We start from the raw sequence: 11,432 nt of genomic DNA, 5'->3' as shown, positions 1-11,432 counted from the left end.
ACGTGGCCGACAACTACATTCTGCTGATCATCGACAATGGCTCTTACGGCTCCACTGGCGATCAACCGACCTATGCAGGCAAGAAAACCAAGCTGGAAAATGTCGCAAAAGCATGTGGTTGCGAGAATGTCGTCACCTGCAAGGCGGAAGAGACCGGGGCCGCGCTGCAAGCGGCCATCGACAGCAAGGAGATGACCGTGATCGTCAGCAAATGCGACAGCGGCAACATCAAGCTGCCGGTGATCACGATGGATCCGGTGGTGATCCGTGATCGGTTCATGAAGGCGGTTCAGGCCTGAGCCGATGCCCGCCGCCGCCCATATCCACTCCGCAGCAGACGCCCGCCGCCTCGCCCGCAGGCGCCTGCCGTGGATGGTCTTCGACTACATCGATGGTGCTGCGGGGGGGGAAGTCGGACAACACCACGCGGCGCTAATATTGGATTATCGAAAGATACGGGCCGAACCCGGCAATGCCAACTAGCAGATCCGGGCCGACCTGTATGATGGGTTTTGTCACCGCTCGATCACGCCAACAATGCGTTTGGCAATTTCGCGGCTTGCTTTTTGCGACGGGTGAATCCGATCGCCCGAGTGAAAGGATCTGTCACCATATGGCACGAGATCCCGCAGCGAAACAAAATGCACTCCGCCATCGGCCTGGGCCATCCGCGAAATCCTGCGTTCCAACTCATTGCCCTCATCCCGGCAATGTTCGATGATCGACCCGACACCGGGGCTTCGCAGATACCCTACGTATATCACTTGCGCGCCGGTTCTCCGCAGACTGCTTACGAGATTGGCGATTTCGCCATTACGCCCGTTCTCACTGATCATCTTATTCATACGACGATCACAGCGGCTGCACCCACAGCCGAGCCATAGGTCATTGCCGCCGCCGTTAATGATGATCCAATCCCAGTTCCCGGGCGCATACTGCTTGGCAATATTCAGCCCCATCGCCCCGGTAATGGGAAGATTGTAGATCATTCTGGCCCCGACAACGGAGCGATCAATCACCGGCTCGTTGAGTATTTGCTCCACGTTGTCGGAAATGCCGCTATCGCTCCCGGCGTGCCAGGCCATCATGGAATCGCCCATCGCAAGAATACGAGGCGACTGATTTACCGGGACCGTTTCCCCGCACCCCATCAGCACCACCGCAATCAAACTCATTTGAAGAAGAAGGAATTTCATTGTCCCAATACACCCCAATCGTATTTTCACCATCGCAGCGACGTCAGCCGCAGCGTCCCAAGCGACAAGTTACCCACCACTATGTGAAAAGCCGTTAATGTCGCCGGAAACATCTCAACGACTTTCTTCAAATCAGCTTAAAAATACGTGTGAGCGGTGAACGAGCTGGCGCGAAGCTCAGGCCGGTTGATCCCATTGAACTGATTTCATCAATGTTGAACGTGCGTGTTCAAGATGTTCGTCGAATCTCAACTGTGCCTCGGAGAAATTCTCCTTTGCGACGGCCTCAATGACGGCCAGATGCTGTTGAGCGGCATAGTAATTTCGCTCTCGTTCACCCTTTTTGTTCCAGCGATAGTGGTAATGGAACACAACCGACACGAGGCCAAAGAAATCATCCGCGAAGCGATTGCCCAGCTGGTCCACCCAAACCCGATGAAATTGCTCATCCAACCGCGGAAAATCGCGATAGGCTGTATCGATATGCGCCATGATCCGACGGTGTTCTGGTTCCAGCGCGCGCAACGCCTGATGACCCGCGCTCTGAGACCCGGCTTTCAAAAATCCCTCGAACGCCCTGCGTTCGAACATCTCTCGCACATCAAAAAGCTCTGCTGCGAATTCACGAGTGAAGCCGCGCAACACCCAAGCCCGGTTTGGTTTCTTCTCAATCAGCCCAAATCGTGAAAACCGGATTAATAGCTCACGGACCACAGATGTACTGGCACCAAATGCGCGCACCAGATCGGATTCCCGCACAAGAGTTCCCGGTTTCAAGTTGCCTCCGAGCACGTATTCCATGAATTTGCTCTGGACCCGTTCACTGGTCGAGGTCGTTTCTTCCGCCGGGAAAAAATCCCGTTTCAACGGTTCGCGCAGGACCACCTTTTTGCGCCCTAACCAAGAAATGACGCCTGCGGTGTTTAGTTGAGTCAGCACGGCTCGCACGGTCGTGCGACTTGTTCCCCACCTTTGTGAAAGCTCAGATTCTGTTGGCAGAGTGGCCCCTACGCCATTTTTTGCGATCAGATCGAGAGCACGATTAAAGGTCTCCTTATAGGTACTCTTATCCCGCGACATCTGATCTCAAAACTCAATCTCCCGGATCATCTAATCACATTACATAAAAAATCACACGGTTAATCCCGCCTAGACAGATCAGGCTGAAAACCGACATTGATACCTCCAGAATCCACCTAAGTTGCTGTTATTTATGGGCCATGGAATCGCGTGAGCTTCGTTAGATAGTTGAAATCGCTGATTTGCTTACACAGGGTTTTTAGGGATGTTCGAGAATTTCATCGCCAGTGGCACGATTATGTTATCGATAACACTTGACAGATGTTATCGGTAACGTATTCTGCGTTCAACGGAGGGCATCCAGAAATTGCGCATGGGCAGCAGGTCCCTAGAGGGTCTCTTGCCACACAGATGCGGATCATATCTGGATGAACATCAGATGGCGCCAGAGGGGGAAAGAATGGCATCACAAAAACCCATCATTGCAATGCGAGGAATCGTAAAGCGATTTGGCGGCGTCGTTGCACTGGATAACGTCGATCTCGACGCCTATCCCGGTGAGGTCTTGGCCATCGTTGGCGACAACGGTGCAGGAAAATCCACCCTCATCAAAGTCCTAACCGGGGTCTACCAGCCCACGGAAGGCTCAATCAAGCTCGACGACAAACCCTTCCAGATGGCCAGCCATTCCGATGCAATCGAGAATGGCATTGACGCAGTTTACCAGAATTTGGCTATCGCCGACCACCTGACGCCCGCCGAAAACCTGTTTCTGGGCGCCGAGCTAACGAAGTCTGTTGCCGGTTTCACCGCGCTCGACAATCGACGCATGAAAGAGGAAGCCACCCGCGTTCTGAAGGATCGGTTGGGTGTTCAGCTCAAAAGCATGGATGTTGCGACCGAGAGCCTCTCGGGTGGGCAACGTCAAGCTGTCGCCATTGCGCGCGCGGTGCGACATGACGATTTGCGCGTGCTGGTCATGGATGAACCCACTGCCGCCTTGGGGCCGCAGGAAACGGCGCGCACGCTTGAATTGATCAAGGTGCTGAAGGCGCAGGGTCTCGCGATCATCGTCATTTCCCACTCACTGGATGATGTGTTTGAAGTATCTGACCGCATCCATGTCCAGCGCCGGGGCCAATGCGCGGGCGTCGTCAAAACCTCAGAAACCACCAACGAAGAAGTGCTGGGCATGATTGTTGGCACCAAGACCGCAGCATAGGGGCAGAACCAATGGCATCCAGCGAAACCGCGATCGAACAGCCGAGCTTTTCGGAAAAGATCGAACCCTACATCAGCTTTCTTGGGCCCATGGCGATGATCCTCGCGATCATCCTGTTCATGGGCGTCGCAGAGCCTGCGCGTTATTTCCGTGTCTCGAACATGACACAGATACTGCTCGATGCAGCGCTCTATATGCCCATGGCAATGGCAATGACATTTGTCATCACACAACGCGGTATCGATTTGTCTATCGGATCGGTTGCCGCGCTTTCGTCCATCATTATGGCCTTTCTGATCAAGCAATATGGTTTCCCGGCCTGGTCGGCAGCGCTGATCGCCTTGTGCCTCGGTGCTTTGATGGGTTTGATCAATGGATTGGTCATCACCAAGTTCAAGGTGCCCGACCTCATTGGCACCCTTGCAATGGATCTGGTCTATCGAGGCTTTGCGCTTGTCATTGCCAAGGGGCTTGTTCTTGCGCGGTTCCCCGATCTGATCACAGAGATCGGGCGTGGCCAGTCTCTGGTCTTCCTGCCGACACCTGTCGTCATTGGCCTCATTACGTTGGCAATTGGCTACTTCATGCTGAAATCTACTCATTTCGGACGGTATACCATCTCTATCGGCTCTAACCCTGAGGCGAGCGAAATGACAGGCATCGCGGTCGACCGGCACCGGGTCTACGCCTATGTGCTGATGGGGACGATGGCCGCATTGGCCGGTATCATGCTTACCGGTAAGCTGAATGCCATTCAGGCGACATCCGCCCCCTATTTCAACCTGCATGTCATCGCCGCCGTTGTCGTGGGAGGGACATCCCTGTTCGGGGGGCGCGCCTCGATTGTCGGCTCGCTGGCCGGTGTCTTGCTGCTGTCGATGATGATCAACGCGCTTGTCACCCTGCGCATTGAATTCTTCTGGCAATCGGTGGCGTCAGGCGTCGTCATCATCTTGTCGGTAGCGCTTTACACCTGGCTGCAGAAAAAGGATCGCGATGGCTCAGGCGGCTTGGCCGCCGCGCTCAGCAACCCTGACAATCGCAAGCTGCTGAAAATGACGGTTTGGATCATGGGGGCCCTGATCGTGCTCAGCATCATTAGTCTGATCTTTGGCGGCCCGGCCAACCCAAGCGGCTAAATCATTCATCGAGCGGCTATCGCTCACTTCTGGGAGGAACTTAAATGACAACATTCAAAACACCGTTGGTCGCAGCACTGCTTGCCACCACAACGGCGCTGGCAGCCGGCGCGGCGGATTTGCCGCTCAAGGAGCTGCCCGGCATTGCTGACAGGGATCACTGGCTGCCCGGCGAGGTCAATCAGGACGGTGCCCTCGAAGCGCTGCAAGCCGCTACTGGTGAAGCTGCGATCCCCTACAGCGGCACACAGGAAAATCCGATCCAGATCGCGCTGATCTACCCTTCCGCGGATGTATCAGATTTTTGGGCACGGAACTATCTGGCTCTGACCAAGCGGCTGGACCAACTGGGCATCAAGTATGAAACCCGCGAATTCGCCTCTCGTCAGGTCGAGCACTCATTGCAGGCAACCTATGCAAGCCAGGTGGATCAGGATGCTGATCTCTATGACTTCGTGATCTTCGGTCCCTCCGAACTTGCAACCCAAGCCGACAACATTGACAAGCTTTCAGCCAATCCTGATCTGACAACCTTTGTCTGGGCCTTTCACACACCGCTGAAGTATCTCAAAACGCAACCTGCCGGTTGGTTTGATTTCTCATCCGCCTACGGGGCCCTCAAGATCTGTGACTACATGGTCGAGCGTCTGGGCAAGGATGTGACCTACGCCATGAACCGGGGTATCCCCGGGATCACCGACAACCAGCGTTCGGGTGATTTCAAGGATTGCGTCGCAGAAAAAGGGAACTGGAACGTTGTTTACGAACACTACGGTGAGTATCAGCGCGAAGGCGGCTTTGAGGGGACGCAATTGATCTTGCAGGCCTATCCGGAAGCGAAAGTCATCCACAACGCTAACACCGCCATGTCTATGGGATCGGTCGAAGCGCAGCTGTCCATTGGCAAAGAGAAAGAGATTTTCTCCACCGGATGGGGCGGCACCGGCCTTGAGCTTGATGCCATTCGCCGTGGGGAGCTTGACGCGACGCCCATGCGGATGGGCGATGACGTCGGCGCGGCAACGGCAGAGGCCATCAAGGCTCACCTTGAAGGACGCCAAGAGGAGTTACCGCTGGTGTTCCTGGGTCGCATCACCGTCGCCCATGACAACATGAGCATCGAAGAAATCGACAACCTGGAAAAAGAAGCCTTCCGCTTCTCCGGTGTCGGCGCCCTGGAGCGCTAGATACAGCAGCAAAGACCGGTTCCTTGAACCCTGTGAGCCTGCTCCTGAAAGGGAGCAGGCTCATTTATTTGCAGATGGGTCGCGTTTGGTTTGATCGACAGACCCTCATTCAGTCTGACTGATTGTTATCAAACGGGCATGGCGTTTCAAAGAACGCTGAAAGCAGCGTGGTTGACGCATCAATATCAGCGCGTGCGCAGGCTTCTCTGACCGAATGCATCGCAAAGATCGGCACACCGATATCGACAGACCGCACTGCAAGCGCCGTCGACGAATGCGGGCCCAACGATCCGCCCTGCCCACGATCCGCACGGTAGGTGAAGCTCTGCATGTTGATGCCACTCTCACCCGCCAGCATCTTCAGATGCGCCATCAGATGCGCATTATAAGAATAATTGCCCCGTATCCCGTATTTTGCCACGGGACCGGACCCCGAGATCGGCGACTCCTGGCTGTCAAACAGTTCCGGTGAAAGCGGGTGAAGAGCGTGCGCCACATCCAGTGATATCTGCGCCGACTTACCGATCATCTCATCAAGGTTATCGCCGCCAATTCCCGCGAGAACCTTTTCAAAAAGCGGTGATTTGGCGCCAAGCCATGTGCCGCTGCCAATTTCCTCAGCGTCGAAAAGCGCCACGACCGGTATGCACATGCCACCGGTCCAATCCCGAGACGTTAGCGCTGAAATCGCGGCAAAGCAGGATATCAGATTGTCCAATCGTGCGCCGCTCACAAACGCGTCTTCTTTCCCAACCGTCGATGACTTTGCCGTGTCGTAGAGAAACAAGTCGTGCTCCAGCGGCACGCCCTGCTGGCCAGTGCCCGCCAACAGCGTTTCCCAGAAAGCTTCGGGGGTCAACGCGTCGCCGGTATCGAACAGGCAGTGGAGGTCTGTCTGCGCATTTGGTTCCGCCTTGCCCGCATTCATATGGGTCGGCACCCCAAGGGTTCGGCACTTCAGCGTTGAATGGATGAGCTTTGCTGCAACCGAATTTTCCTCTTTGAAATAGGCCAGACCGGCGATGCCCAGATCACGATCCATCCAGCTCGCCAAATTTGGCCCGTCATAAGGATGAACCGCCAGAAAATGGCATCCCATTTTCGAGAAATACCCCTCTGATTTGATTTTCAGCGACGGAAAATCCGTATGCGCAGAGACAATATGGAATGCATCTGCCTCCCGGTTGTCTGGCACAACCCAGGCGAAGACCGTTTTGCCCCCACGTACGGTGAAATACCGACCAGGTGCCTGTTCCGCGGAATTCGCAACTTCAGAGAACCCGGCGGATTCCAACCAGTCGCACACAGCCCGTGTAGAATGATAGGGGGTTACGGATTTATCCAGAAACTCATGCAGATTCATTTGCCATCTTTCTTGGTGTCAACTCGAAACGTGGTCGCGCCAATCTCTTAGGTCACGGGATCTTCGATCTCAAAACGTTCCAGAAAAGCTTTATACGCCAGATAAGTGGTTTGCAGATCAGCCACCGCCATGACCTCGTAAGGGCTGTGCATGCTGAGGATTGGCGGCCCCATGTCAAAGACCTGAACCCCTTGGCGCGCAAAATGCATTGCCACGGTACCACCGCCTCCAAAATCAACTTTGCCCAGTTCCCCCGGCTGCCACGGCAAATCATCCTTGATCATGATATTGCGCATCTGACTGACCAGCGAGCTATCGGCCTCACTGGCCATGCGCTTCCCCCGCGATCCCGTGTATTTTGCGATACAAACGCCCTTGCCCAAATGCCCGCTGTTGCGCTCGTCTGTTGGTCCCGGCCAGGACGGATCAAGCGCTACATTCACGTCGCCGCTCAACATCACGGAATTCGAAATGACTTTACGCAGCAGGAAATAATCTTTTTCATCAAAGGCTTCAAACACCTCGAAAAGGAACCGCTCAAGGATGTTGGAATCTGCACCATGAACACCCTGCGATCCCACCTCCTCGCGGTCGGTGAAAATGAACGCACAGTTCTGACCCGCTTTCTGCATCTCCAGAAAAGCCTTGAGTGAGGCGAACGTGCAGGCGCGATTGTCATGACCGTAGGCACCGATCATTTTCTTTTCAAAGCCGATAAACCGCGGTTGCATGGCCGGCACCGCCTCGAATTCGCCTGTGACAAAGTCACCGGCTTCCAGGCCCAATGCCGCCAGCATCCCTTCCGCAAAAGATTTCTTGTCCTTCGGCGTGTCGGGATCGGCCAAACCGGCGATCACGTTGAGATGCTCCGCAGAGATTTGCGAGCTATTGGTCGCCCCGCCATCCGGTTGATGCCCCAGATGAGGCGCCAGATCACTGATGGTGAACACCGGATCATCCGCCTGTCGACCGATCCTTACCGCAAAACGCGCACCCGACTTTGATCGCCCCCGACCGTGTAGCTCGAGCGGGATACCCACCCAATGGTGCTTTTTGATACCGCCATAGTACCGGGTTTGTAACGTGCCCACCCCAAATTTCTCCTCGGGCGGCGCAGGTTTCAAGTCAAGGCGCGGGCTGTCCACATGGGAGCCAAGAATTTTCAAACCATCGCCGATTTTCGAGAAATCAGAGATGGAGAAAAGCACACCGCACCGATCATTGAACCGCAAGGACAGTCGTAGCGCGCCTTTGTCATGCGCCTGTCCCTTTTCGAGAAAGCCCTGCGCCAGTGCCTCTTCATGAATGAAGTCACAAACCTCTACGCCCGTTTTGCACCTCCCAAGGAATTCGACGTACTGACGTGCCAGTTCCTGCTCATCGGGTCCCGTAGGGGCACCACTTGCGCCTTGTTTCTTAGCCAACTTTCAAACCTCCAAAGGGATGTGCGATGCACCATCCGTCGCTCGATGAAGCCATAGTACGGGTTTGAACAGCAATGTGTATCCCATCCGACGCCTTATTATCGAGACCGGGGCGAACCCGCCAGAACTGGCCGCAGCCGCGTGCATCAAATAGGCGCCAGTTCACATAAACCCACAATTCTATCTTGCCACCGACTCACGGCGCGGTAGCGTGCGGTATGGATCTTACAGTGCGCTATCTCTCCCACCCGCAGGTCTTGATTGAACCGCACAAGGACATCGACAAATGGTCCCTCAACGAGTTGGGCCTTCAAAGGGTGCGCCAACTGGCGGAGCGTGATGTTCTGACCGGCACCACCCGTATCGTCAGCAGCGCCGAAACCAAGGCGGTCGAGACGGCACAGCCATTGGCTGCCGCTTTGGGTCTGACAGTTGAGGTGCGTCCACGGATGCATGAAAATGACCGGAGCGCGACGGGATTCTTACCGTCAGATAGGTTCGAGGCCGTGGCCGACCGTTTTTTTAACAATCCGGCACAAAGCATTCGTGGATGGGAAACAGCAAACCACGCACAGCAGCGCATTGTTGATGAGGTAAATGCGGTTTTGGAAGGCCCCATCATGGGTGACCTCCTTCTCGTCGGACACGGCGCTGTCGGAACTCTATTATATTGCGCTCTGAGCGGGCGCGAGATTGACAGGAAGCATGACCAACCCAATGGCGGCGGGTGCTTTTTTTCATTTTCAACGTTGGATCGGAGACCACGCGCGACCTGGCAGCCCATGGAGCAAATGTGCTGAAGGGCAGCGTGGGACGCACGGATTTGAAGCGGCTGGACAGACTTCGCGACACCTGCGAGGTAAGGGTCTTCATTGACTTAAGAACAAGGTGGTTTCATGGATAATCGCAGCGACGCGGCGGTCGATATTGCAAGAAGCGGCGGGGCGCTTGCGCTCGATTATTTTCGGCGGCTGGGCAGCCTGGTCATCGAAGATAAGGGACCTCAGGATTTTGTGTCCGAGGCCGATAAAGCCGTTGAGGTCCATGTCCGCAAGATGATCGAGGAAGCCTTTCCTGCGGATGGTATCGTGGGGGAGGAAGACGCACCTAAACCTTCCAGATCGGGCTACACTTGGGTAATCGATCCGATTGATGGCACAACGAATTTCATCTCGGCCATCCCGGCATGGACAGTGGTCATCGCCGTGGTAAAGGACGATCAAACCCAGATTGGCGTCACCTGTGATCCGATCCATGAGGAAATGTACCTGGCGATCCGCGACGCGGGTGCCTGGTTGAATGATGAGAGACTGGTTTGCCCCGAAAATACAGCAATGACGCGCGGCAGTATTGGTACCGGATTTTCTAACCGCATCAACAAATCGGCCTCTGTCCGGGTAATTGAGTCCGTTCTGACCGAGGGCGGCATCTTTCATCGCAATGCCTCCGGCGCTCTCTCGCTCGCCTACGTGGCTGCGGGGCGGTTAATCGGTTATGTCGAAGAGCATATGAACGCCTGGGACTGTCTTGCCGGGCAACTGCTGGTTCAGGAAGCCGGAGGGTGTATTGAAGAGCAAAGCGCGAATGACATGATGACAAACGGGGGGCGCGTCGTCGTGGGAAGCAGGGGCGTTTTCAAAGATCTGGTGCGAATTGCTGATGCAGCTTATCAAAGCTAGGTAGTGTACACGTCGAGCCGTCTTGCAGGTGGCAAGGCGTTGGGGTTTGCAAAGTTGGCGCGTTGACTTTGCAAAATCATATGGAGACAAAACCTATTGAAAGCAAACAAGTTTCTATCTCGGTGGTTCGTCAGCTGGCAGCAAGACCGGGCCAATCGCATCCAACCCCACGATCACGCTTTCCCCAACACCCAACGGTGCATCCACATTTTCGCTAACGGCAAAAATCTGTCCAAATCCAGCATTCAACGTATATTCCATACGACTGCCGACATATGTCGCTTTTGAAATTTCCATGTGCATGCCCGCCTCTGCACCCAGCTTCAAGCGTGTGGGCCTTACAGCCAGCATTGCCGCCCCCTGCCCCAAGCCGCGCGCGGGCAATGAATGGATGAAATCGTCAACGCGGATACTTGCGGTTTCTCCGGTCACATTTGTGATTTCGCACGGGATGATATTCGCCTCACCGATAAAGTCTGCGACAAACCGATCTGCCGGTGCGTCATATAATTGCCGAGGTGTCCCGATCTGCGCGATACCTGCGTTGCGCATAACGACAATCTCGTCAGATACCGCCAGGGCCTCTTCCTGATCGTGGGTGACATAGACGACCGTCAATCCAAGATTCTGCTGGATTTCGCGGATCTCTTCACGCACCTGACGCCGTAGTTTGGCATCCAGATTGGAGAGCGGTTCGTCAAAGAGCAACACCTGAGGCTCCAGCACCAATGCGCGGGCCACGGCGACACGTTGCTGTTGCCCCCCCGAAAGCTCGGAAGGCAGCCGATCCCCATATCCCTTCAAACCCACCAGATCGAGCCCCTGGGCGGCCCGGTCGCGTGTTTCCGATTTGTCGAACCCGGAAAACCCCAGCCCGTAGGAGACATTCTCCATCACCGTCATATGCGGAAAGAGCGCGTAGGATTGAAACACCATCGACACATCGCGATCGGTCGCAGGCAACAGGGTGACGTCGCGATCCCCAATATGAATGGAACCCTTTGAGGCCATTTCCAGACCGGCGATCATACGCAGTGTTGTTGTTTTGCCGCAGCCCGACGGGCCCAGCAAGGTCACCAGTTTGCCCGCTTCAATCTCCAGATTGATATCATCGACGGCCACAACGTCCTTGCCATAGATTTTGGTGACGCTGCGAAAACTGACCGGCGCGGCTTTGGAATTGATACTCATATCCGTGCGTC

At 55.2% G+C, this 11,432-nt stretch carries 11 protein-coding genes; 6 read left to right on the top strand and 5 right to left on the bottom strand.

Annotated features, from left to right (window positions below):
- Nucleotides 1-299, top strand: a 299-nt coding sequence (locus ACOTTU_RS23615; protein ID WP_425656491.1) for a thiamine pyrophosphate-dependent enzyme, incomplete at its 5' end; no start/stop codon positions are given.
- 216 nt (nt 300-515) lie between these two features.
- Here ACOTTU_RS23615 and ACOTTU_RS23610 read toward each other — a convergent pair.
- Nucleotides 516-1,175: an SGNH/GDSL hydrolase family protein gene (locus ACOTTU_RS23610; protein WP_425661777.1), complete on the bottom strand. Its 660-nt coding sequence runs from the start codon at nt 1,173-1,175 to the stop codon at nt 516-518.
- Between the two features lie 198 nt (nt 1,176-1,373).
- Nucleotides 1,374-2,276 carry a GntR family transcriptional regulator gene (locus ACOTTU_RS23605; protein WP_425661775.1) on the bottom strand — a complete coding sequence of 301 codons (903 nt, stop codon included), beginning with the start codon at nt 2,274-2,276 and terminating at the stop codon, nt 1,374-1,376.
- Nucleotides 2,277-2,676: 400 nt separating this feature from the next.
- On the opposite strand from ACOTTU_RS23605, the gene ACOTTU_RS23600 reads away from it, so the two are divergent.
- From ACOTTU_RS23600 to ACOTTU_RS23590, 3 genes are read left to right on the top strand one after another with little or no spacing between them, the layout of a single operon-like run.
- Complete coding sequence (locus ACOTTU_RS23600; RefSeq protein WP_298920827.1) at nt 2,677-3,438, top strand: ATP-binding cassette domain-containing protein; 762 nt, start codon at nt 2,677-2,679, stop codon at nt 3,436-3,438.
- 11 nt (nt 3,439-3,449) lie between these two features.
- Complete coding sequence (locus ACOTTU_RS23595) at nt 3,450-4,577, top strand: ABC transporter permease (protein WP_425661772.1); 1,128 nt, start codon at nt 3,450-3,452, stop codon at nt 4,575-4,577.
- 44 nt (nt 4,578-4,621) lie between these two features.
- Nucleotides 4,622-5,764: a substrate-binding domain-containing protein gene (locus ACOTTU_RS23590; protein WP_298920824.1), complete on the top strand. Its 1,143-nt coding sequence runs from the start codon at nt 4,622-4,624 to the stop codon at nt 5,762-5,764.
- 109 nt (nt 5,765-5,873) lie between these two features.
- Here the strand turns inward: ACOTTU_RS23590 and ACOTTU_RS23585 are convergent, their stop codons facing one another.
- Both ACOTTU_RS23585 and ACOTTU_RS23580 read right to left on the bottom strand, forming a co-directional pair.
- The gene (locus ACOTTU_RS23585) at nt 5,874-7,127 is read right to left on the bottom strand and encodes a hypothetical protein (protein WP_425661769.1); all 1,254 of its coding nucleotides are present in this window, start codon (nt 7,125-7,127) and stop codon (nt 5,874-5,876) included.
- 47 nt (nt 7,128-7,174) lie between these two features.
- Nucleotides 7,175-8,551, bottom strand: coding sequence for a M20/M25/M40 family metallo-hydrolase (locus ACOTTU_RS23580; RefSeq protein WP_425661767.1), 1,377 nt, complete (start codon nt 8,549-8,551; stop codon nt 7,175-7,177).
- Nucleotides 8,552-8,781: 230 nt separating this feature from the next.
- Between ACOTTU_RS23580 and ACOTTU_RS23575 the strand changes: the two genes are divergently transcribed.
- On the top strand, nt 8,782-9,351 hold the full coding sequence (locus tag ACOTTU_RS23575) for a histidine phosphatase family protein (RefSeq protein WP_425661765.1): 570 nt from the start codon (nt 8,782-8,784) through the stop codon (nt 9,349-9,351).
- A gap of 96 nt (nt 9,352-9,447) precedes the next feature.
- Nucleotides 9,448-10,230, top strand: coding sequence for an inositol monophosphatase family protein (locus tag ACOTTU_RS23570; protein WP_425661763.1), 783 nt, complete (start codon nt 9,448-9,450; stop codon nt 10,228-10,230).
- 114 nt (nt 10,231-10,344) lie between these two features.
- Here ACOTTU_RS23570 and ACOTTU_RS23565 read toward each other — a convergent pair whose 3' ends face one another.
- Nucleotides 10,345-11,421: an ABC transporter ATP-binding protein gene (locus tag ACOTTU_RS23565; protein ID WP_425661761.1), complete on the bottom strand. Its 1,077-nt coding sequence runs from the start codon at nt 11,419-11,421 to the stop codon at nt 10,345-10,347.
- Nucleotides 11,422-11,432 lie beyond the last annotated feature (11 nt).

The organism is Roseobacter sp. EG26, assembly GCF_049830555.1.
Taxonomy (GTDB): Bacteria; Pseudomonadota; Alphaproteobacteria; order Rhodobacterales; family Rhodobacteraceae; genus Roseobacter.
Note: the sequence above shows the minus strand (reverse complement) of the source record. Positions and strands in the feature narration are given on the sequence as shown.